Origin of the sequence: Variovorax sp. PBL-E5, from assembly GCF_901827185.1 — a bacterium.
Taxonomy (GTDB): domain Bacteria; phylum Pseudomonadota; class Gammaproteobacteria; order Burkholderiales; family Burkholderiaceae_C; genus Variovorax.
Genome location: NZ_LR594671.1, coordinates 4,408,015 through 4,429,472 on the forward strand (window position 1 = coordinate 4,408,015; position 21,458 = coordinate 4,429,472).

Here is a 21,458-nt window from a genome sequence, read left to right on the forward strand (position 1 = left end):
CGGCAGATAGACGACGAACAGGTCGCGCAACACAATGGCCACGCTTTTGCGGTCCATGCACAGGGAGTTGGCCCGATCTGCTTGGGGGAACCACCATGCATCAACACAGCTACGGCTGGAAGCCATCGCTCCCGGATTTTCGCGACCATCGCTTCAAGGTCACCGCCCGCATCGCCCTTCCGCCCTCGGTGGATCTGCGGCCTGGATGTCCGCCGGTGTACGACCAGGGTCAGCTCGGCAGCTGCACGGCCAACGCCGCGGCGGCCGCTTTCGAGTTCGATCTCAAGCGCCAGGGACTGACCGACTTCGAGCCGTCGCGGCTGTTCATCTACTACAACGAGCGCGTGCTCGACGGCGACGTGGGGCAGGATGCCGGCTCGGAGCTGCGCACGGCGGCCAAAACGCTCAACAAGAGCGGCGTGTGCGACGAGAAGTCATGGCCCTATGACATCGCGAAATTCAAGACCAAGCCGAAGGCGTCGTGCTACACAGCAGCCAAGAAGCACGTCAGCACCAGCTACCAGGCGCTCGACAACACCAACGTGACCGAACTCAGGACCTGCCTTGCCTCGGGTTCGCCGTTCATCCTCGGCTTCACGGTCTACGAAAGCTTCGAAAGCGACAAGGTCGCGACCACCGGCGTGGTGCCGATGCCATTGAAGAAAGAGAAGGTGCTCGGCGGCCACGCCGTGATGTGCGTGGGCTACCAGGAATCGAAGAAGCGTTTCATCGTGCGCAACAGCTGGGGTGTGAACTGGGGCGTCCAGGGCTATTGCTATTTCCCGTATGCCTATCTGACGAACACCGGCCTTGCGACCGACTTCTGGCAGATCACGACCGTCAGTTGATGCGTGCTCCATCGCGCGCGAGCTCATGGCCTCAGAGTGGCCGATCGACTTCCGTCACTTCGCGCACGCCGGGGATCGCCTGCAGCTGATCCAGTACCTGGGAGATTTCTCCGATCGAAAGCCGGTTGAACGAGATCGTGATCTCGTCGACATCGTTGACGCCCTCGAGTGCTGGACGACGAATTGCCTGACCAGGCGGCTGCGGGCGCCCAGCGCCTTGTTGAGCTGAACCATCGTCAAGGCCCCGCGCCCCGCGCGGTCAGGCGAAACTCCCGGCTGCGCTTGGATGCGAAATACTTCGATTCGATCGGCTTCAGGCCCGCGAGGATGAGCAGGATGATGAGGGTCGCGGCGATCGCGGCCGTGTAGAGCCCGCCGCCGATCGCCAGCCCGATCGCTGCCACCGACCAGAGGCTGGCGGCCGTCGTCAGGCCGCGAATCACTTCGCCGCGCAACAGGATGGTTCCGGCGCCCAGAAAGCCGATGCCCGAAACCACCTGCGCCGCAATCCGTGAAGGATCGAGCACGACATGCGGACCGCCCAGCGCATCCTGGAAGCCGAAGGCCGACACGATCATGATCAGCGCCGATCCGACGCAGACCAGCATGTGGGTGCGCAGGCCAACGGCCCAGGATAAGCGCTCCCTCTCGAAACCGATCACGCTGCCGAGCGCAGCGGCCATGACGAGCCGGGCAACCAACTCCAGCTGGCTCACCATCGAGATCCTTCGGACACGCGTTCAGGACGGGCTGAAGGTTCGAGAAACAGCACGGCAACCCGCCATGACGCCTCTCACCTACTGGCTCAGTGCGTTCACGACCACCGACGCAATCACGCCAGTCGCAATGGCCGCCAGCACATAGTCGGATCCGTTCTGCACCCAGTAGTAGCCGCGCGGAGGTGCGCTCAGATGGTGGCCGCGCCAATCGTTGACGATGTATTGGTTGCTACGGTATTGCGGCGGCAGGCGTTCGCCGCGGCTGAACCTGCGGTACTCAGGCATGGCCATCGGCGGAGCGCGATAGCCAGGGCCAGGGCCACGGCCATAGCGCTGCGGTCCTGGCATCGGTCCATGCCCGCGCATGGGGCCGGCGCCCGGCGGATACCTCAGCTGTGCGGACGCACCGGAGGCGAATCCGATCATTGCTGCAACGAGGCCGATCGCGATTTTCGTACGGGTCATGACGTGCTCCTCTGAGATTGACATGCTCTGCAAAGGATTTCACGGTGCCGGGATGAAGCCTACCCGGGAAACGAGTGATGCCGATGCAGGACAAGTCGCACACCATCGGCCAGCAAGGGCCCCCTTGAAAAGCTATTCGAATCGCGCGCGAGCGTCCCGGAAAGATCGCCCGACCGACCAGAATCCTGCGATCAAGGCCGCAGCCACCGCGAAAAAGCCAGTGTGGTCGATCGCATAGCACACGAAAAGGCCGATGTCCGGGGCGTTCTCGGCTGCCATGACGGAAAAGGAGCCTACGCCGATGGCGTAGTACGCCCACACCGTCAGAAATGGCGCGCTGAAGGTCTTCAGCGGGCCTCTCATCGTTCGACTTGCTGCGTCTTTCAATTCGTTCTGCAACGGCGATCCTGCATTCACGGTCATTTCCCGGTTCGGCGGAGGCGGCGCCCCCTCGGGCTTGCCGGACTTGATGCCCGGACGCGCCACATCCCCTATTCTGGGGATGTCGTGATGGAATCAATCGTTCGAACAGCCCTGGAATCCGCGCCCAGTTGCCGGAATGCCCGTCCTGGCCGGCCGCTTCCGCATTCCCCGAGCGATGCAGCTTCGGGCCGCCGGCCAGCTCTGTGGCAAAGAAATCACATGAGAGACTATGTGAAAACTCCCGCCACCATTACAATTTTGCACATGCCCTCGGGTTCTGAAACACTTGTCGGGTGGTGGATGAACAGGTCTGCTCGGTCATCCCGGCCATCGAGTCCACGCGCGTCCTCGCCGAGCGTGAGCACTTATGTGCAAGAGACAAATCGCTTTCTCGCCACCGACAGCTACGGCGAGCGCCACACCATCATCGAGCGAAGTCAGTTTTTTCGCAGCCGCCAGCTGGACGGACGGCAAGGCGCATTGGTGCAAGGCCTGGCAACGTACTGGCTGACTTGCGGGCGACCCGTGAATCGAATCGACGCGGAGCGCTACGAAAGCGCCGAAGGAGCGATCCAACTCCGGCGTTTGTAGGCGACCTTCCGCTCCCCAAAGCCCTCTGATGCGGGCTTTTTCATGCCGACTCCTTCAGTGAATAGAGACAGTCGCCGGCATCGAGGAACCACCCCATCGGGTGGGCACCGAAGCGACCCCTACCAGCGCCGGCCGACTGTCAGGCTTGAGCATGCGATGCCAAGCTTAGGCGAAGCTTAGGAGCAGCCCGGCTTTACTAACGACATTTGCAGGCAGCCGCGCGTGTGCATTGGGCGGTCCTGGAGTCACTCAGCATGACACTGGTCCCGGCCTTGCAGCTGGTGAGCTTGTTGGCCGGGCAGCTGATGTCGCAGCCAAGGCAAGCGCCTTCGACGGGCGCCTCGCAGTAGTTGCCGGCCTGGGATGGCAGCATCGCGGTGCCTGCGAGTTGTTGATAAGAACTACAGCCGGACAGTGCCAGCACTGCAACCAATAGGAGTGACCTCATGGCACTATCCTAACCTCGAAGGTACGCATTTCGTGCCGGCCGGATTCTCCGGACCGACGGGCCTTCGATCCCCACCGCAACCGAGTTCATTCAGCACCATCGCGCCATGGCGGACAGCAAAGCCGAAGTCATCTCGCAAATCCAGGCTCTGGCCGAGGAAGAGCGGATCGCTCATCCGGAGGAAGACGAAGCCGCGATCAGCGCTGCGCTCGATCTCATCGAGGAGCGGGTCAGGGCGCGTCGCGTTGCAAGACAGCGCAGCAGGGTGATGCTCGTCGCCGCGGCGGTCGTCGGCACCCTCGCCTTGGCCCTTGCCCTGTGGCCATGTCGCTCGAAAGGACGGACACCGTCAAGGAAGTGAAACGCTCCGCTGAGCGGGTCAACGGTTTGCCGTAAGAGAAGGATCGTCGGGTGCAAAAGAAAAAAGGATCAGCCCGCGAGAACGGACTGATCCTTCAGAGAGTGGTGCGGCTGGCAGGAATTGAACCCACGACCCCTTGGTTCGTAGCCAAGTACTCTATCCAACTGAGCTACAGCCGCACAGCTTGCGATTATAGCATGGGCAGCTGGCTTCACTTGGAAGTCAGGCGGGCAGCAAAGCATCCTGGAACGCCGAGAGCCGGCACAAGGTGCTTGAGGTCTTGCGGCACTATCTTCATTGACACCCCGCTCGGCCAACCATGCTGCACACTTCGGTTTGTCACTTCTGGAGCTGCCATGAATGCCCTCACGCAAGCGCTCGCCTCCGCCGAATCCATCCTGGTGGCCGAACTCGAAGAACTCTACAAAGATCTGCATCGTCACCCCGAGCTGTCGATGCAAGAAGTCCGCACCGCGAAGATCGTTTCCGACACGATGCAGGGGTTCGGCTACGAGGTGACGCCCAACGTCGGCGTGACCGGCGTGGTCTGCCTGATGAAGAACGGCGCCGGCCCGACCGTGATGCTGCGTGCCGACATGGACGCGCTGCCAATGGCCGAGAACACCGGGCTGCCTTATGCCAGCACCGTGACGACGCGCGACGCGGACGGCGTCGAGGTCGGCGTTGCGCACTCGTGCGGCCACGACATGCACGTGACCTGGATGATCGGTGCTGCGCGCATCCTGGCCGCGAATCGCGTCGCCTGGAACGGCACGCTGATGATCGTGTTCCAGCCGGGCGAGGAAACGGCCGAGGGCGCGACCTCGATGGTGCGCGACTGGGGCGAAGGCCGCTTTCCGAAGCCCGACATCATCCTCGGCCAGCACGTGATGGTCGGTCCGGCCGGCACCGTGAACTACCGCCCCGGCGTCACGCTGTCCGCCGGAGACAGTCTGAAGATCAAGTTGTTCGGGCGCGGCTCGCACGGCTCGCAGCCGCAGACATCCATCGACCCGGTGATCATGGCCGCCGCGACCACGCTGCGCCTGCAGACCATCGTCTCGCGAGAGATCGCACCATCCGAGCCGGCGGTGCTCACGATCGGCTCCCTGCAGGCCGGCACCAAGGAAAACATCATCCCCGACGACGCCACCATCAAGCTGAACATGCGCACCTTCAGCGAGGACACGCGCGAGTACATGCTCAAATCGATCCGCCGCATCTGCTGCGCCGAGTGCGACGCCTCCGGTGCCGAGCAGCCGCCCGAGTTCACCACCATCAACAGCTACCCGCTGACCGAAAACGACCTGGTCGCCACGCAGAAGGTCGCGAAGGCGTTCGGCCACCAGTTTGGCGAGAACGCCTCGCTGGCGCCTGGCCCGGCGTCGGCCAGCGAAGACTTCAGCATCTTCGGCCGCAGCTGGGGCGTGCCCTATGTGTTCTGGTTCGTCGGCGGCACCGACCCGGCGGTATATGCCAAGGCCCAACAGGAAAAGACCATCAACAAGATCCCGAGCAACCACTCGCCGAAGTTCGCGCCGCAGATTCACCCGACGCTGGAGACCGGCTTGCAGGCCATGCTGGCCGCCGCCAGCGCGTGGCTCTGCCCCGCTACTGCGGCCTGAGACGCACGGCGGGCGCGCACCGTGCTCGCCATCTTTCGCGAACCCAACGCATGAATGTCCACGAATTGGCCCTTGCAGGCCTGAACGACCACCGCTTGTTCACCATGCTCGATCTGGCGGGCACCTTCGCCTTTGCCATCAGCGGTGCAGTCGCTGCCAGGGACCGCGGCCTCGACTGGTTCGGCGTCATCGTCATCGCGTTCACGGTCGCATGCGGCGGGGGCGTATTGCGCGACCTGTGCATCGGCGCCGTGCCGCCGGCGGGCCTGACCGATTGGCGTTACCTAGCCGTCGCGATGGCAGCAGCATTGATGACGATGGCCGCCAACACGCTGGTGGTGCGCCTCGCGCATCCGGTGATCCTGTTCGACTCCCTGGGCCTGGGGCTGTTTGCAGTGACCGGCGCGCAGAAGGCCATGATCTTTGGCCACAACGCCGAGGTGGCGGTGCTGATGGGCGTGCTCACCGCCGTGGGTGGCGGCGTCACGCGCGACGTGCTGCTCAATCGTGTGCCAGTGATCCTTCAGCGCGAGATCTATGCATCGGCTGCGCTGGTCGGCGCCGGCATCGAGGTCGCTGGCGAGCGCCTGGGATGGCTGTCGAACGGGCGAACCTGGGTCGCTTTGGCGGCGTGCTTCACGCTGCGTTATCTGTCGATGCGCTACAAGTGGAACCTGCCGCGCTCTTCCGGACGGGACGGCAACGACGCGGACTAGGGTCGCCCCGCATCGCCTGCTCGCGCCGAACCGTGCCCACGAATCGGCGAGATCGCCAAGCGTGGTGGGCGGGGTGGGACTTGAACCCACGGTCAATGGATTATGAGTCCACTGCTTTAACCAACTAAGCTACCCGCCCGGGCAACTTCGAATCATGCCACGAGCGTCGCCGGCCTCTCGCTACTTGCGATGGCTCAGCGCGTTGGTGACGAGTCGCGACGTGATGTCGACGATCTGAATCATGCGCTCGTACGGCATGCGGGTCGGCCCGATCACGCCGAGCGTCCCAACCACCTGCCCGTCGACCTCGTAGTTCGCGCTGACGATCGACAGGTCCTCGAAAGGCACAACCTGGCTTTCACCGCCGATGAAGATGCGCACGCCGTCCGCCTTGCTCGAGACGTCGAGCAGACGCATGAGCTGCGCCTTCTGCTCGAACAGTTCGAAGGCACGACGCAGATGGCCCATGTCGCTGGAAAAATCGGTGACTGCCAGCAGATTGCGCTCGCCTGCGATCACCACCTCGTCCTGGGCTTCCGTCAGCACCTCGGAGCTCACCTTGACCGCCGCCTGCATCAAGGCCGCGATCTCGCTGCGCAGTTGCTCGACCTCGGACTGGAGGCGATCGCGCACCTGCTCGATCGACAGGCCTGCGTAATGCGTGTTGATGTAGTTGGAAGCTTCGACCAGCTGCGATTGCGTGTAGTCCACTTCCGGGAAGATCACGCGGTTCTGCACGTCGCCATCGGGCGAGACGATGATCACGAGCAGGCGCCGGTCGGAAAGCCGCAGGAATTCGATCTGCTTGAACACCGAGGCGCGGCGCGGCGCCATCACCACGCCGACGAACTGCGACAGATTCGACAGCAGGTTCGCGGCATTCGTGATCACCCGCTGCGGCTGGTCCGCAGCCAGGCTCGGCGTGGCGAACTGCTCTCGCTGGGCCGTCAGCATGGTGTCGACGAACAGCCGATAGCCGCGCGCGGTCGGAATGCGGCCTGCCGAGGTGTGGGGGCTGGCGATCAATCCGAGGTCTTCGAGGTCGGACATCACGTTGCGGATGGTGGCCGGCGACAGCTCGAGCCCCGAAGCGCGCGAGAGCGTGCGCGAACCCACCGGCTGTCCGTCAGCGATGTAGCGCTCAACCAGAGCCTTGAGCAGCAACTTGGCACGGTCGTCCAGCATCGACTCATTTTAATGTTGTACTTTTCAGACGCCCGGAATTTCTTCACGCGACGACGGCGCGGTGACGATAAATCGCGTTCTTGACCGCCCCGACGCCCACATCGAAGGCATCCGCGATCACAGGAAGCGTCACCCATCCGGTGGCATAGAGCCGAACCACCTCCGCCTCTTGCTCCCTCGACAGATCACGCGGACGGCCAAAAACCTGCCCTCGATTCCGAGCGGCCACCCTCCCCGCCATGCAACGCTCCCGAATCAATGAGCGCTCGAACTGCGCCACAGCACCGAGAATTTGCAACACCAGTTCGCCCATAGCCGAGGACGTGTCTACCGGCTCAGTGAGCGACCGTAGGGCCGTGCCAGTGGCACGAAGCCGATCCAGCAACGTCAGCAAATCCTTGAGGCTCCGAGCCAGCCGATCCAGCTTGTAGACCACTAACACATCGCCCGGCTGCAAAATCGACAAAGCGCGGTGGAGCTCTGGCCTTGGCCCTACCCCGCTGGTCTTTTCAGCAAAGAGCTTCCTGATGCCGGCTTTTCGGAGCGCATCGGTTTGTAAACGGGTTTCTTGATCGCTGGTGGAGACGCGCGCATAGCCGATGAGCATTCTTCAACCGTCATGGCAAGCCCACAACGCCGTACTAAACAAGGCCGACCATTGCAGGAATACACCTGCTCGGCCGAAACGGCTGTGGCGAGCAGCCAGAAAAGAACGCCGAGGTACTTGACCATCGGCTGACTGTAACAAGATGCTGCACCGCTGAGGTGCAAACTGTGTGACGAAATACCCGGCATCGTCTCGGATCGACGGCCTTCCCCCCGCAAGCGGGTCCCCGGAATACCGTTCAGCAAGGTGTCGTTGAGTGCATAGCCCGGTCCGACAGGACCAGCGACAGGCGATCAAATGTTCGATTCCGAACTCCACTGGACCGCGAGGCCAGGAAGCGAGCAGCTACGGGGCCAGGGACCCGCTAACGCAGGCCCCCAGCCCCTGCGCCGCTCTTGCATATCGGGCCATGACGCGAGACGCCTGATGAGGCGGCAGCGAGCGGCAGAGCGCCACCACGCGGGACCACGCCGGATCAGGCACCGTCACCGGCCTCACCGAGGCCACAGGAGGCCGAGAAGGCGCCTTACCACGTAGCCAACGGCCGAACGCAACCCACCAAGAGCGAGGCTCCTCAGTAAGGTATCGGCCCTTGACATGCCAGGGCGAGAGAACCGAGTGCGAGCCGTGCGCGTAGTCGGCTTTAAAAACCTGTCGGGTGTCATAGCAAGCCTCGATGTCTTTTCCGATGAACGTTGCACGGTCGGCCACAAGATCCTGCGGATTCAAGCCCATCCGCGAAACAGCCAAGTGAAAGCGCGGCAGGTAGCCAGCTCGATCACCAAAGAGCGCGGAAATAATTCCGCCGATGAAAGGAATACGCACCTTGTCGAATCGCGTGTGGCGCACCGTCTGCTCGATGAAGGCTTCACGCAGCTGCTTATCGACCTGGGCGACGTTCTGCATGATGTAGTAGGTGTCGAAGCCATGCTTGCGCGCATGCGCGAAGTAGTCGAGCAACTCTGCACGATCCTTGTCACCGAAAGAACGGGTGTTGAGCCACGTCGCCATTTCATCGAGCACCAACGCGCCATTGTTGTCTTCCTCGTAGCTATCGGGATTGCCATGACCGGCCGACAGCAAATCGAAAGCAGTCGGCTTGTCGGGAACTCGCACGTAGGTCTGCCTCGACATCACGCCGAACATTGGCTCCACGTTGATATCGAGGTTCGTCACCACGAGGCGCTTGCGCTTGAAATAGCGATCACGGATGAGCCGCACGGCATTCTTAGACTTGCCCGTGCCCTTCTTCCCAGTGAGCGCGTAGTCGGTCATTTCGAGAAATTCTCGATGCCGATGCGCTTGATCTTCCAGAGCGACGTAGCGATCCAGACCGAGGCAACGCACGACAGCACCGCTTGCGCATTCTGCGGAATGAACATGCCCAGGCCGACCCACATGTACGAGGTCCAACCCCCGCCGCCACTGCCGACCGCCGTCATTCCCGAATAGAGCGACGACACGCAACCGAACACAGCGGCAATAAAGGCAACCGCAGTAACGATCCACACCGTATAGGAAGCAATGCGCAGCGCCGTTGAGTATGCAAACTGTGTAGCCAACACCCCCGCGAGCCAGCCCGCAAGATTGCCAATGAATGTAGCGAGTAACGGCATTAGAAAAAGCTCCTACGGACCATGCCAAGGCATAACCAGAAGCCGGTAGCAGACCAAAGGAATGCCATCAACATCCGAACGCCATCCACAACATCACACGGGTCCAACGTGCCGAGGTTGTGAGGAAAAACATAGGGCTGACAGGACGCAACAGGCGGTGCCCAAAACAATGACCGGAAGCCTTCAAGAAAACCCTTGTCAGAGTCGCCCGCCATCGTGCCGCGCGCAGTATCAGAATCGCTTCTCGCCTGATCAAGCCTGTTCTGTGCCACCAAAATATCAACAGGCTTCGCATCCGGCGTGCCGGTCTCATCGATCTTGCAAGCCGGTTGGCCCGGCGCCCCGCAGTTCGCTTGTTCTTTGCCAGTCCCGGGGGAGGCAACAACACCACCAGTGTTACTCGTGCCAGCGCCTGTACCGGTTCCCGCAGCGGTCCCACCAGCCGAGCCACCAGCGCCCCCGACTGCCGCACCAGCTGGCCCACCAGCGTTACTGTTGCCATTGTTCGTGCTAGGCGTACGGCCAGCACTACCACTGCCCGAACCCTCACCACTGGCAGGAATCACACCAGCAGCAGGATTACCAGCAATGGGGGGCGTGGTCGGCCGATCCATCGGCGTCGTGGTCACAGGCTTGTCAGCAGTGCCGACGCAAACCGTCTTTCCATTGACCGTGCCAACCGTGCCAGGACACGCAGGCTCCACCGCATCCGGCTTGATCGATGCAGGTGCCTGCGACGTAGTGCACTCCGAGCCGAGATTCACAGTCGGCATATCAACGGAACGCCGATACAAACCCTGCGCGTTCGGCATCTGATCGACGTAGTAGGTAACCCCAGGCCCCGAAATCTGGGCCGATACATTGCACCCACCGTCACACATCGCGCCACTCGAAGGCGGCGGCGTCACTCCTCCGACCGCAGCCGTGTCCCCCTCATCGGGCGTTCGACTAAAGCCCTGCGTCCAGTTGATTATCGAAGTCTGACCAGTCTTCGCAGTGCATTGATTCACGTGCGGCACACACGCACTGCCGCTCTGATCGAAACCACTATTACAAGTGCACGTTGTCGTCCCAGTGCTGTTTGCAGGACACGCGCTGCCGCCTGCAACAACAGAAGCGCTAGGCGCGTGTCCACCATCCGCCGGGGCGTTGTTGTAGCACCGCCCAGCCGTCGACGAATCCGTATAGACAATGATCGCAGTAAGGCTCTTCTGTGACTTGAAAGCATCACACGCCGCCTGAAGTGAGTCGAACGAACCAACAATCGACGCAGACGTCCACTGCGGCACAGGCGAAAACGACGCGAACGCACTACCGACGAACCCGAACAACAGCGCAGCAAACAGAAGAATCCGCCTCACCACACTTCACTCCCACATTGCCCAATGACCGTACCGCAACGACGGACCTTCTCAAGCACCCAATCGCCGCTATCACGATGTACTGCAAGCGCACAGCCGCAGAGCCCGAGAACAACGAAAAGAATTGCAAGCCGCTCCATGATTCCCTCCTCAGATGGTTTCCAGAAGGCGGCACGCCGCCCTCCAGGGACCACCCGAAGATCAGGCTGCGCCGCGACCGCGCTTGATCCACTTCACGGCCACCAGCACGGTCACCGCCGTCAAGGCAAGGCCATACATCACAGGACCGTAGCCGGTGTTGCCCGTGCTGAGCGTGGTCAGCGCAGCAGCCGCATCGGTCGGATCGGCAGCGAAGGCCGAGACACCCGAACCGATTGCGAGAGCCGCAGCCGAAGCGCGGGTTGCGAAACGCGAGAAACGTTGCTTGTTCATTTCGAACTCCAAAACATGCCCCGGTGCGAGGGCGGGATTGCACCGGAAAGCCCTCGGTGTCTCACGACGATCAAGGGCTATCCGTTGAAATCACGCAGCGGTGTACGCGCTCCTGATCATGGAAACTTGCCACGCCAATACGTAGCCAGCCGCCCAGGCAGCGAGATAGAAAGCAACATGCGTCGTCATTTGCATTTCTCCGAACAGGGTTTGAAGTCGCCGCCAATCGACGAAACCGCCGTCTTCGGCGCCGCCCACGGATTGGTGACAGAACGCGCACCGAGATACGCGCCATAGAGCACGGCGAGAAAGATCACCCAGGCGATAACTCGGCCTTTCATTTCCAGGTCCCACAGACGAAGCCCACGCCGTAGCACGCGACCACAGCGAAGGCGTTCAAGATCGCCGTAATCTGATCGAACTGAACATCAGTCATTGCACCTCCTCAATGGACCACCATGGGCCGGTCAGAGAACCACGAGAAGGGACCAGCGGCCTCGATACTTCGCGGCGTAGTCCGCACTCGGATAAAGCTAGAAAAACCGCCGCCTGTTGGTGCGAACTCAGATTCAAGAAGCTGCCCCGTCGAATCATTGAGGTAGCCGCCTCCCGTCGCAGGCTTGAAACGGTCGTTGACCGAAGCATTGCCCTGCACATAAGCAGGCCACAGAACCCAGCGCTTAAAAGCAGCCCCAGGAGCATCCAAACCCCCGATACCGTAAATGCGTGCTCCACGTGGAAACCCTCCGATGGTTTTGCTGTCCGGCTTACTGGCGTACTTCATGAGGTAGCCAATAGGCTTGTCAGCCTTCTTCGTGTTGGTGGAGCCATGAGGCCACCAGCCCTTTTTGTCCGCGAAGGGCATGCGTACCCCTGGCGGCAGGAAAAAAATCGCGTGGTAGTGGATGACGCCCCGTCCCTGGCCGTCTGCACGATGCTTGCCATCCTGAATCTCTGCGACCCAGGTGTAGCGAAGACGCTGACCTGGGCAACGCTTCGCGAACCAGAGACGCACAGCACGGATGTAGTCGCTGATGTGGCGCGGCTTCCATTGCTCGTTGCCGAAACGGTAGGTGTTGGTCACCATGACGTTGTTCTGCCCGTCGCCCTCGCCGAGGTTGATGAGGCACTTCGCGCCCACGCCAACGGCCTTGCGAAGGCGAGTGACCCGGGCCTGCGCCCGGTCGATGGTTATGCATTGCTCCGTCCACCGCATGGCGGTTGGCAAAGCAGCAAAACCACTTGTTGATACTGAGACAAGCCCGCGCGCTGCGCGCGCCTCAGCAGACTCCCCATCGGCGACGAATTGACGTGCCGAGAAACCGCGCAGCGCTTCGACGGACGCGACACGAGCGGCCTCGACCTGTGCCTGATGAGCACCAACGTAATGACGGCCAAGATGCGCCGCGAACTGCGGGCCGGCGTCAGGCTTGATGGGGCCAACGAGGTAGCTCATGCTTGCGCCCACGCTTTGAATGCCGCACGTTTTGCGGCGGCACCTGCTACCAGGTCGGTGTAACTGTCAACGTCCTGGCTCGACGTAACAGCGCAGCCAGGTCGGAGTAACACGGAGCCGGCGCACTTGCGAGCGATGCCCAGGAGGAACTCGGCAAAACGCGGCGGCGTGCGCTCACGATCTGCTGGCGACAGGCGCATGGTCCGCCCGGCAGCTCGGTGTAACTGGACAGGCAACTCACCGATATCTGCGCGAGTGCATCCGACGATGTAGAGATAGGTCGGCTTCGGAGCGGGATGACCCCACCATCCTTGATCGACCACGAGCGTGAAGCCGCCGAACTCATCGCATCCTTGCGCAACTCGGGGTAACTGCTTTGCCGCCCACAGCTTGGACCCGACAGGATGTTCCAGAACGCCACCGCAGCGGCGCACCGTGTCCACAGCAAACAGGGCCAACGCCTTCTCGTCGGGCCGTGGCTTCGCGAGGTGCGACAAACGACCCCATCCACGGCAAGGCGGATGCGCGATAACCGGTCCTGGCTCGGTGTAACTGCGGGCATCCCGCTTCGCATCCCAGCAATCGACGCCCAGCTCGAAGTAACAGGAATCCGAACGCACAAACAAAGCGGCGACCATCAGAACGGCCCGCCAGCAATGAGGTATTGCGCCTCGAAGCGCAGCCGATCCGCCATGCTCTGCTCATAGGGCGACAGCGAGCGAAGGTGCTCACCGTCCCGGCCTTCGAGCCAGTAGCGCAGGCGCAGGAAGTTGCGGGCTTCGTTGCTCACAGCTGGCTCCCAAGCGACCGCACGCACTGCTCGGCAATGCCCTGATAGGTCACAACATCGTCAACTCGCGACACGAACTCGAAGCCACAAAGCAGCGCCCACGCCAGGATGGCCGTACCCATGCTCAGGTTGCAGAACAACCGGGACAGGTCGACAAGCCGCTCCAATCGTTCGGCCGTCACAACAGGCGCTCCAGATCAAGGAAGATCGCGCAGACCAGCCACGCGCGATAGGCCTTGACGGCCTGCCGTTCGGCTTCGTCACGTGCGCCAGGACACGCGGCGACATCCCAAAATTCAGCAGCGTCCAACGCCCTCTCAAGCGTGGACGCATGCGTAGACATGAGGCGAAGCGCATCGGGCGCATCGGGCTCGAACAGCGCCAGCTGATCGAGGTTCAGGGCATCGCGCTTCACAGGTCTTGCCCCGTGACGGCGACGCCGTTTTTCAGGTACGTCAGATCAATGCACGATTGACCAGACTCAGCGCTCGCCTCGACCTGCACGCCATCGAAACCTTCTTCGATAGCAGCACGCAGAATCGCGAGCATGGCGCCTTCAAGCAGGGCGAGCCGCCCGGCTTGGAGCGCTTCGGGAGCGGCGTGCATGGTGCACCCCTCAAGCAGCTTGCTTTGCGGGCGCCGCTGCGCGAACGAGACGCGGAGCCACCGCGAGTTTCCCGTCCGCCACGTAGATGCTCGAAGGGTGCAGGACGTACTCGCCAGGAGCGTAGAACAGCGCAGCGCCGTCCTTCGGGTCCTTGTCGAGAATGACTTCCACTTTCGTGGGGTACGGGTCCGGCTGGCCCGCACGGTTGAACAGATGCAGCCAAACCCACTGAAAATGCATGTCGTAGGCTTTGCCGGTAGCCTTCGAGTTGCCGCTCATGTGGCGAACGGTGGGATCGGTGACGGTAACTTTGATCATGGTGGCTCCTATGGAATGCAAACACCTTGTTTGCACGCCGGAGCCTAAGATGCATTCACTCTGTTTGCAACAATTTTGTACCTTGCACACAGATTGTGTGCATGCAAACAACATGTAGGATTCACTGATATGCAAAACACCATGAACCTGCTAGATGCGGCGCTTTCGCAGCAACCCGCGCCCTACTGGCACGAACGGCTCAAGCTATCCCGCAACGCGCTGCATACCGCAAAGACCCGAGGCCACTTGAGCCCAGCAATCGCCGGCGCTTTGGCAGAAGAGCTCGGCGAGGACGCCCGGGACTGGATCGTGGTCGCGGCGCTGGAATCCGAACGTGACAGTGCATGCAAAACGCGCATGATCAAGCGCATTGCCTCCGTCACAAAACGGTAATTTGTAGATGACCTCCTGCTTTCGGCATGTCGCACTCATAGGTAAATACCAGGCCTCCGGCGCCCGGGCGCAGTGCGGCGCGCTGGACAACGTCATGGAAAGCATCGGCGTCTTCCTGGAATCGCAAGGCTGCGAGGTTTTCGTCGAGCAATCGCATGCCGACGACGTCGAGACGAGCCGCTACGCGGCGCTCACGGTCGAGGAGATCGGCCAACGATGCGATCTGGGCCTGGTGGTCGGCGGCGATGGCACCATGCTCGGCATCGGGCGCCAGCTTGCGCCGTACGGCGTACCGCTGATCGGCATCAATCGCGGCCGGCTCGGCTTCATCACCGATATTTCGCTGGACAACTACCAGGCGACCTTGATTCCGATGCTGGCCGGGGAGTACGAGGAAGACCATCGCAGCCTCATGCATGCGCAGGTGATGCGCGACGGCGCTTCGGTGTTCGACGCACTCGCCATGAACGACGTGGTCGTCAATCGCGGCGCGACCTCGGGCATGGTGGAGTTGCGGGTCTCGGTGGGCCGCCACTTCGTGGCCAATCAGCGAGCCGACGGGTTGATCATCGCCTCCCCCACGGGTTCGACGGCCTACGCGTTGTCCGCGGGCGGTCCGTTGCTGCACCCTGCGGTTCCCGGCTGGGTGCTGGTGCCGATCGCGCCGCACACGCTGTCGAACCGTCCGATCCTGCTGCCGGACGCGGACGAGGTCTCGATCGAGCTGGTCGGCGGGCGCGATGCGAGCGCCAATTTCGACATGCAGTCGCTGGCGTCGCTGGCCATCGGCGATTGCGTGGTCGTGCGGCGTTCCGAGAGCCGTGCCCGCTTTCTGCATCCGAAGGGCTGGAGCTACTTCGACACGCTGCGCAAGAAACTGCATTGGAACGAAGGAGGTTCCTGACGTGGCCCTGCGACGCATCGCCTTGCGCGACTTCGTGATCGTGCGCGCACTCGAACTCGATCTCTCTGCCGGCTTCACGGTCCTGACCGGCGAGACCGGCGCGGGCAAGTCGATATTGATCGATGCGCTTCAGCTGGCCCTCGGCAACCGGGCCGACGCCGGTGCCGTGCGCGAAGGCGCCGAGCGCCTCGACGTCAGTGCCGAGTTCGATGCCGATCCCCAACTCGCCACCTGGCTGGACGAAGGCGGCTTCGAGGCCACCGACGCGCTGCTGCTGCGCCGCACGGTCGATCTGCAGGGCCGCAGCCGCGGCTGGATCAATGGCAGCCCGGCCACCGCCACGCAACTGCGCGAACTGGGCGACCGGCTGCTCGACATCCACGGCCAGCACGCATGGCAGAGCCTGACGCGGCCCGAGTCGGTGCGTGGCCTGCTGGATGCGTACGCGGGCGTCGACACCACGGCCCTCGAGGGCGCCTGGCAAGGCTGGCGGCAATCGATCTCGGCGCTCGAAGCCGCACGTTCGGCGCAGGACTCGCTGCAACGCGAGCGCGAACGACTCCAGTGGCAGGTGGCCGAGGTGATGAAGCTGGCGCCGGGCGATGGCGAATGGGACGAACTCTCGGCCAGCCACACCCGCATCTCCAACGCGCAAGCGCTCATCGATGCCGCCGAAGGCGCGTGCGCGGCGCTGGAGGACGAAGACGGCGGCGCGCTCGTCGCACTGAGCCGGGCCGTCACGCTGCTGCACAACTGCGAGCACATCGAGCCGGAATTCAAAGCGCTGGGCGAAGTCCTGGCATCGAGCGTGGCCCAGGCTTCGGATGCCGCGCACTCGCTGCACGGCTACCTGCGTCAGGCCGACACCGACCCCGAGCGCCTGGCCGAACTGGACGAACGGATGGGTCTCTGGATGTCGCTGGCCCGACGCTACAGACGGCCTCCCGCCGAGCTGCCCGCGCTGCTCGTCGGCTGGCAAGCCGAGCTGCAGGCCCTGGATGCGCAAAGCGACCTCGACGCGCTGGAAAGCGCCGAGCGGGCTTCGCAGCAGCGCTACATGAAGGAAGCGAAGGCCGTCGCCAAGGCCCGCAAGCAGGCAGCGCCGCGGCTGGCGCAGGCCGTCACGCAGGCCATGCAGGGACTCGGCATGCAGGGCGGCCGTTTCGAAGTGGCGCTGCAGCCGCTGGCCGAACCCGGCCGTGCCGGGCTCGAAGACATCGGCTTCCTGGTGGCCGGGCACACCGGCACCACGCCGCGCCCCATCGGCAAGGTCGCGTCGGGCGGCGAGCTCTCGCGCATCGCACTGGCGATTGCCGTCACGACCAGCGAGCTCGGCGCCGCGCAGACACTGATCTTCGACGAGGTCGATGCCGGTGTCGGCGGCGCGGTCGCCGACACCGTCGGCCGCCTCATGAAGCAGCTGGGCCGCGACCGGCAGGTGCTGGCCGTCACGCACCTCCCGCAGGTTGCGGCCTGTGCCGACCATCATCTGGTGGTCGCCAAGCGCCAGACGACGGTCGAGGGCGAGAACGGTCTTCGCACCGAAAGCGGCGTCGCCGTGCTCGACGACGACAGCCGGACACGCGAGATCGCCCGCATGCTGGGCGGCGAGCGCGTCTCGCAGACTTCGCTGGCGCATGCGCGCGAAATGCTGGGCAAGAAGTCGCCGGAGACTTCGTCGTGAACCTCGAACTGGTACTGATCACCGGTATGTCCGGCTCGGGCAAGTCCGTGGCGTTGCATGCACTCGAAGATGCCGGCTACTACTGCGTCGACAATCTGCCGCCTGAATTGCTGGCGCCCTTCGTTGCATTGCAGCGACAGCAACAGGCGGCCCGCGTCGCGATCGCAATGGATGTGCGCAGCGGCGTTTCGCTGCCCCTCGTTCCGCAGCAACTGGAGGGCCTTCGCCAGGAGGGCGTTTCGCTGCGATCGCTGTTCCTGGATTCGACCACCGATGCACTGGTTCGCCGCTACTCGGAAACGCGCCGACGCCATCCTCTCTCGCGCCAGGAAGGCCGCACCGACGCGCCGGAGCAGCAGCGCGTGCTGATGCAGGCCATCGAGCTCGAACGTGAATTGCTGGCCGAGCTGCGCGACGGCGCCGACGTGATCGACACCAGCATCATCCGGCCCGCGCAGCTGCAGAGCTACGTCAAGGCGCTGATCTCGGCGCCCGAGAGCGCGCTGACGCTGGTGTTCGAATCCTTCGCGTTCAAGCGTGGCGTGCCGCTCGATGCCGACTATGTGTTCGACGTGCGCATGCTTCCCAATCCGCACTACGTGCCCGCATTGCGGGCGCTGACCGGCCGCGACACCGCGGTGATCGACTGGCTGCGCGAGCACGACGACGTCGCGCGCATGTACGGTGACATCGAACAGTTTCTCGGCCGCTGGCTCGATGCCCTGGCGCGCGACCATCGCAGCTACGTCACCGTGGCCATCGGCTGCACCGGCGGCCAGCATCGCTCGGTCTTCCTGGTCGAACAGCTGGCGCGCGGCTTCGGCGCGCGCTGGGCCGCACTCAAGCGGCACCGGGAACTCGACGGCGTCTAGCTGCCGGCCGCCAGCAGTTTGCGCACCGGCGCAGGCAGGCCGAGCGCGGACCATTCGTCGGCGCTGAACCATCCGCCGACGGCAGCGAGCGACGGCCTGTCGCGGCATTCGACCGACACCGGGTGCAGATGGAGGTCCTTGTGGGTGAGCACGTGCACGAAGGCGGCGCCGTCATGCGCGCCCGGGCGATCCGCCGGCGGCAGTTCGGCCAGCAGCAGGCTCCTGCTTTCGAAGACCGGCAAGCAGTAGAGCCCCGCCCAGATGCCGCGCGGCGGACGCTTCTCCAGCCACACGTGGCCCTGCGCATCGCGCGCCTGCAGCACCCAGAGAGATTGCGCGCTGCGCCGCAGCTTGCGCGTCTTCACGGGGTATTTCTCGGGCGCGCCCTCGCGCTGCGCCGCGCAGAGATCGTTGGCCGGGCAAATCATGCAGCTGGGCCTGCGTGGCAGACACACGGTGGCGCCGAGGTCCATCAAGCCCTGGGTGTAACGCGCGATCGCAGAGCGTTGCGTCGCCGGCGGCAGCAGCGCCGCTGCAGCGCTCCACAGGACGCGCTCCTGGGCCGCGGACGAGAGATCGCCCGCGAAACCCAGCACCCGCGTGAGCACCCGCTTGACGTTGCCGTCGAGGATCGCGACCCGCTCGCCAAAACAGAATGCGGCGATCGCCGCGGCCGTGGAACGGCCGATGCCGGGCAGCGTCTGCAGTTCCTCTGCCGTGCGCGGAAAGCTGCCGCCGAAACGCGCCACCACCTCCTGCGCGCAGCGATGCATGTTGCGTGCGCGGCTGTAGTAGCCCAGCCCGCTCCAGAGGCCGAACACCTCGTCCTCGCTGCCCGCCGCGAGCGCTCGCACGTCCGGGAAGCGCTCGAGGAATCGCGCGAAGTAGCCCAGCACGGTCGACACCTGCGTCTGCTGGAGCATGACCTCCGACAGCCAGACGCGGTAGGGATCCTGCGTGTTCTGCCACGGGAGTTCGCTGCGTCCATGGCTGTGCTGCCAAGCGACGACGCGTTCGGCGAAGGCCGGCGCGAGCCCCGCCGCGACCGACAGCAGCGCGTCAAGCGGCACTGAGTTCGCTGGGTTCCGCGGCTGCGTTGGGCGCTTCGTTGCTCGCCAGCAGCGAGGTCAGTTCGCCCAGCCGGCGGTGAAGCTCCACCAGGCCGCTTTCCTGCGCGGCCAGTTCGATGAGCCGCTCTTCGAGATTGCCCGCCGCGCCCTGGATGCGCTCGACCGCCTCGATGCGCTTGGTGAAGTTGCGGCGGCGCTCCTTGAGTTGGGCGTCGAGCTGGGCGCCCGCGCCCTTGCTCCAGCGCTCGACCTCGGTCATGGCCGCTTCGTTGACCACGCGCAACCGGCTCGCCAGCGCACGCACCAGCTTGTCGCAGAAATCATGCTGCGCCAGCTTGAGCAGGTTGCCGACGCCCAGGTAGTGCACATGGCTGTGCTCGATCTGGCCCAGTTGCTGCTCGAAACTCGTCAGGTCCGGCTCGGCCGGCGCCTGCAGCGTGAAGCCGTGCTCGGCATTGAGCTGGCGGAACGTGGCGTGCAGCATGGACTGGATCTCGGCCGTGGTCGCCTGCACCTCGCGCAGGTTGTTGCGCAGCGAATCGAAGGTCTCGCCATAGACCTTGCGCACGTTGAGTTTGATGCCAGGTCGCTTGAGCGCTGCCGCCAGCCGGCCCATGTCGGCCTTGAGCGCGGTGCTGCCGAGCACGGCATACACCTCGCGCAGCAGCTTGCCCTGCACCGAGCGCAAGGCCAGGATGCGGGTGTTGCTGCCCTCGAACTCCGCCTGTTCCTGCTCGATGCGGGCCCGCATGTGGCGGATGACCGAGACATTCTTGCCGCGCAGCCCCTGGAGCTCCAGCGCCTGTTCGGAGAGGTCGCGCTGGCGCACGTTGAGAATGCGCGCGGCTTCGGTCTGCAAAGCGGTGATCCCGCCATCCACCGCCAGCCGCAGCATCCGCTCGCGCTTGCCGAGCAGGCCCTGGCCGAGCACCGCTTCCAGCGCGGGAAGGCGGCTTGCCTGCAACAGCGGCACGTCGCGCCGGATCTTGGCCTGCAAGCCCTTCTGGGCGGACACTGGCAGCACCTGCGACAGCGGGACGCCCAGCGTGTCGGCGGCGCCCTGGCGCTGCCGCTGGATCTGCAGTTCGATCTGCGCGGGCGCGCTGAGCGTGTCCCACATGGTGTCGATTTTGTTGAGCACCACGATGCGGGTTTCAGCCGTGGCGTCGGCCTCGGTGACCAGGTGTTCGCGCCAGATGGCGAGATCGGACCGCGTCACGCCGGTGTCGGCGCCCAGGATGAAGACGACCGCGTGCGCCTGCGGAATCAGGCTCACGGTCAGTTCGGGCTCGGCGCCGATCGCGTTCAGGCCCGGGGTGTCCAGGATCACCAGGCCTTGTTCCAGGAGCGGGTGCGGCATGTTGAGCAGCGCATGCCGCCAGCGTGGAATCTCGACGCGGCCTTCGGCATCGGGCACCGGGCTTTCGCCCGGCTCGTCGTCGCTCCAGAATCCGAGGGCGCGGGCCTCCGCAAGCGGCACCCAGCGAACCTCGGCCACCTTGCTCATGATCTGCGAAAGCTCCTCGGCGTTCTCTACGTCGATCGGCAGCTCGGTCCAGCGCTCCGGCTCGTCGCGCCAGTGCGCGAGCGAATGCGGCTCGAGCCGCGTTTCGATGGGCAGCAGGCGAAGACAGGGAAGATAGGCCGCGTCATAGCCCAGTTCGGTCGGGCACATGGTCGTGCGGCCCGCGCTGGCCGGCATGATGCGGCGGCCGTAGGCAGCGAAGAAGATGGCGTTGATCAGCTCGGACTTGCCGCGCGAGAACTCCGCGACGAAGGCGACCATGACCTTGCTGCTGCGCATCTGCGATTCGAGGTCGCGCAGCCGTTCGGCAACGGCCTGGTTTAGCAGTTCGTTTTCGTTCAGCCAGCGGGCGAGCCATTTGAGGCGATGCGCGAAATTGCGCCGCCAGGCGCCGTGCTGGTCGAATTGCTGATTGAAGGATCGTGCCAAGGGGAGTGTTGCG

26 protein-coding genes, 2 tRNA genes and 1 pseudogene are annotated in these 21,458 nt (G+C 63.8%); 9 read left to right on the forward strand and 20 right to left on the reverse strand.

Annotation, left to right across the window (positions count from 1 at the left end):
- The first annotated feature begins 95 nt into the window (after positions 1-95).
- Complete coding sequence (locus WDLP6_RS21440; RefSeq protein WP_162593978.1) at positions 96-848, forward strand: C1 family peptidase; 753 nt, start codon at positions 96-98, stop codon at positions 846-848.
- A gap of 31 nt (positions 849-879) precedes the next feature.
- Here the strand turns inward: WDLP6_RS21440 and WDLP6_RS21445 are convergent.
- The 3 genes and pseudogenes from WDLP6_RS21445 to WDLP6_RS21455 form a co-directional block, all read right to left on the reverse strand.
- Positions 880-1,567 (reverse strand): annotated as a pseudogene (locus WDLP6_RS21445) (MgtC/SapB family protein).
- 78 nt (positions 1,568-1,645) lie between these two features.
- Positions 1,646-2,032, reverse strand: a complete 387-nt coding sequence (locus WDLP6_RS21450) for an RcnB family protein (RefSeq protein ID WP_197910183.1) — start codon at positions 2,030-2,032, stop codon at positions 1,646-1,648.
- Positions 2,033-2,164: 132 nt separating this feature from the next.
- The gene (locus WDLP6_RS21455) at positions 2,165-2,449 is read right to left on the reverse strand and encodes a hypothetical protein (RefSeq protein WP_232077192.1); all 285 of its coding nucleotides are present in this window, start codon (positions 2,447-2,449) and stop codon (positions 2,165-2,167) included.
- Positions 2,450-2,812: 363 nt separating this feature from the next.
- Here WDLP6_RS21455 and WDLP6_RS21460 point away from each other — a divergent pair, with 363 nt between their 5' ends.
- Entirely contained in the window at positions 2,813-3,046 is a 234-nt protein-coding gene (locus WDLP6_RS21460; RefSeq protein ID WP_162569221.1) for a hypothetical protein, read from the forward strand.
- 554 nt (positions 3,047-3,600) lie between these two features.
- Positions 3,601-3,855: a hypothetical protein gene (locus tag WDLP6_RS21465; RefSeq protein WP_162593981.1), complete on the forward strand. Its 255-nt coding sequence runs from the start codon at positions 3,601-3,603 to the stop codon at positions 3,853-3,855.
- A gap of 102 nt (positions 3,856-3,957) precedes the next feature.
- Here the strand turns inward: WDLP6_RS21465 and WDLP6_RS21470 are convergent.
- Positions 3,958-4,034: transfer RNA gene (locus WDLP6_RS21470), tRNA-Arg, on the reverse strand.
- 177 nt (positions 4,035-4,211) lie between these two features.
- Here WDLP6_RS21470 and WDLP6_RS21475 point away from each other — a divergent pair.
- On the forward strand, positions 4,212-5,480 hold the full coding sequence (locus WDLP6_RS21475; RefSeq protein WP_162593982.1) for a M20 family metallopeptidase: 1,269 nt from the start codon (positions 4,212-4,214) through the stop codon (positions 5,478-5,480).
- A 50-nt stretch (positions 5,481-5,530) separates the two neighbouring features.
- On the forward strand, positions 5,531-6,196 hold the full coding sequence (locus WDLP6_RS21480; RefSeq protein ID WP_232077194.1) for a trimeric intracellular cation channel family protein: 666 nt from the start codon (positions 5,531-5,533) through the stop codon (positions 6,194-6,196).
- Positions 6,197-6,258: 62 nt separating this feature from the next.
- Here WDLP6_RS21480 and WDLP6_RS21485 read toward each other — a convergent pair.
- The 14 genes from WDLP6_RS21485 to WDLP6_RS21550 form a co-directional block, all read right to left on the reverse strand.
- Positions 6,259-6,335, reverse strand: a tRNA-Ile gene (locus tag WDLP6_RS21485).
- A 41-nt stretch (positions 6,336-6,376) separates the two neighbouring features.
- On the reverse strand, positions 6,377-7,381 hold the full coding sequence (hrcA, locus tag WDLP6_RS21490) for a heat-inducible transcriptional repressor HrcA (protein WP_162593983.1): 1,005 nt from the start codon (positions 7,379-7,381) through the stop codon (positions 6,377-6,379).
- Positions 7,382-7,424: 43 nt separating this feature from the next.
- Positions 7,425-7,988 (reverse strand): recombinase family protein, encoded by a 564-nt coding sequence (locus tag WDLP6_RS21495; RefSeq protein ID WP_162593984.1) that lies wholly within the window; start codon positions 7,986-7,988, stop codon positions 7,425-7,427.
- A 345-nt stretch (positions 7,989-8,333) separates the two neighbouring features.
- Positions 8,334-9,263: a zonular occludens toxin domain-containing protein gene (locus tag WDLP6_RS21500; protein WP_162593985.1), complete on the reverse strand. Its 930-nt coding sequence runs from the start codon at positions 9,261-9,263 to the stop codon at positions 8,334-8,336.
- Positions 9,260-9,604: a DUF5455 family protein gene (locus WDLP6_RS21505; RefSeq protein ID WP_162593986.1), complete on the reverse strand. Its 345-nt coding sequence runs from the start codon at positions 9,602-9,604 to the stop codon at positions 9,260-9,262. The genes WDLP6_RS21500 and WDLP6_RS21505 overlap by 4 nt, the downstream gene beginning before the upstream one ends.
- A 1,562-nt stretch (positions 9,605-11,166) precedes the next feature.
- Complete coding sequence (locus WDLP6_RS21510) at positions 11,167-11,397, reverse strand: hypothetical protein (protein WP_162593987.1); 231 nt, start codon at positions 11,395-11,397, stop codon at positions 11,167-11,169.
- A gap of 185 nt (positions 11,398-11,582) precedes the next feature.
- Positions 11,583-11,738, reverse strand: coding sequence for a hypothetical protein (locus WDLP6_RS21515; protein ID WP_162593988.1), 156 nt, complete (start codon positions 11,736-11,738; stop codon positions 11,583-11,585).
- A gap of 104 nt (positions 11,739-11,842) precedes the next feature.
- Complete coding sequence (locus tag WDLP6_RS21520) at positions 11,843-12,853, reverse strand: rolling circle replication-associated protein (protein ID WP_232077200.1); 1,011 nt, start codon at positions 12,851-12,853, stop codon at positions 11,843-11,845.
- Positions 12,850-13,491, reverse strand: coding sequence for a hypothetical protein (locus tag WDLP6_RS21525; protein WP_197910184.1), 642 nt, complete (start codon positions 13,489-13,491; stop codon positions 12,850-12,852). Before WDLP6_RS21525 ends, WDLP6_RS21520 begins: the two co-directional genes overlap by 4 nt.
- The gene (locus tag WDLP6_RS21530) at positions 13,491-13,643 is read right to left on the reverse strand and encodes a hypothetical protein (RefSeq protein ID WP_162593989.1); all 153 of its coding nucleotides are present in this window, start codon (positions 13,641-13,643) and stop codon (positions 13,491-13,493) included. The genes WDLP6_RS21525 and WDLP6_RS21530 overlap by 1 nt, the downstream gene beginning before the upstream one ends.
- Positions 13,640-13,825: a hypothetical protein gene (locus tag WDLP6_RS21535; RefSeq protein WP_162593990.1), complete on the reverse strand. Its 186-nt coding sequence runs from the start codon at positions 13,823-13,825 to the stop codon at positions 13,640-13,642. Before WDLP6_RS21535 ends, WDLP6_RS21530 begins: the two co-directional genes overlap by 4 nt.
- Positions 13,822-14,058 (reverse strand): hypothetical protein, encoded by a 237-nt coding sequence (locus WDLP6_RS21540; protein ID WP_162593991.1) that lies wholly within the window; start codon positions 14,056-14,058, stop codon positions 13,822-13,824. The genes WDLP6_RS21535 and WDLP6_RS21540 overlap by 4 nt, the downstream gene beginning before the upstream one ends.
- Entirely contained in the window at positions 14,055-14,249 is a 195-nt protein-coding gene (locus WDLP6_RS21545; RefSeq protein WP_162593992.1) for a hypothetical protein, read from the reverse strand. Before WDLP6_RS21545 ends, WDLP6_RS21540 begins: the two co-directional genes overlap by 4 nt.
- Positions 14,250-14,259: 10 nt before the next feature.
- Positions 14,260-14,568 carry a single-stranded DNA-binding protein gene (locus WDLP6_RS21550; protein ID WP_162593993.1) on the reverse strand — a complete coding sequence of 103 codons (309 nt, stop codon included), beginning with the start codon at positions 14,566-14,568 and terminating at the stop codon, positions 14,260-14,262.
- A gap of 129 nt (positions 14,569-14,697) precedes the next feature.
- Here WDLP6_RS21550 and WDLP6_RS21555 point away from each other — a divergent pair, with 129 nt between their 5' ends.
- From WDLP6_RS21555 to rapZ, 4 genes are read left to right on the forward strand one after another with little or no spacing between them, the layout of a single operon-like run.
- Complete coding sequence (locus WDLP6_RS21555; protein ID WP_162593994.1) at positions 14,698-14,961, forward strand: hypothetical protein; 264 nt, start codon at positions 14,698-14,700, stop codon at positions 14,959-14,961.
- Between the two features lie 7 nt (positions 14,962-14,968).
- On the forward strand, positions 14,969-15,865 hold the full coding sequence (locus WDLP6_RS21560) for an NAD kinase (RefSeq protein ID WP_162593995.1): 897 nt from the start codon (positions 14,969-14,971) through the stop codon (positions 15,863-15,865).
- A gap of 1 nt (position 15,866) precedes the next feature.
- The gene (gene recN, locus WDLP6_RS21565; protein ID WP_162593996.1) at positions 15,867-17,549 is read left to right on the forward strand and encodes a DNA repair protein RecN; all 1,683 of its coding nucleotides are present in this window, start codon (positions 15,867-15,869) and stop codon (positions 17,547-17,549) included.
- The gene (gene rapZ / locus WDLP6_RS21570; RefSeq protein WP_162593997.1) at positions 17,546-18,421 is read left to right on the forward strand and encodes an RNase adapter RapZ; all 876 of its coding nucleotides are present in this window, start codon (positions 17,546-17,548) and stop codon (positions 18,419-18,421) included. The genes recN and rapZ overlap by 4 nt, the downstream gene beginning before the upstream one ends.
- On the opposite strand, the gene mutY is transcribed toward rapZ, so the two are convergent.
- Both mutY and WDLP6_RS21580 read right to left on the reverse strand, forming a co-directional pair.
- Positions 18,418-19,491, reverse strand: coding sequence for an A/G-specific adenine glycosylase (gene mutY / locus WDLP6_RS21575; RefSeq protein ID WP_232077202.1), 1,074 nt, complete (start codon positions 19,489-19,491; stop codon positions 18,418-18,420). The two genes, rapZ and mutY, sit on opposite strands and share 4 nt — an antisense overlap.
- Positions 19,481-21,445, reverse strand: a complete 1,965-nt coding sequence (locus WDLP6_RS21580; protein WP_162593998.1) for a dynamin family protein — start codon at positions 21,443-21,445, stop codon at positions 19,481-19,483. The genes mutY and WDLP6_RS21580 overlap by 11 nt, the downstream gene beginning before the upstream one ends.
- Positions 21,446-21,458: the final 13 nt, after the last annotated feature.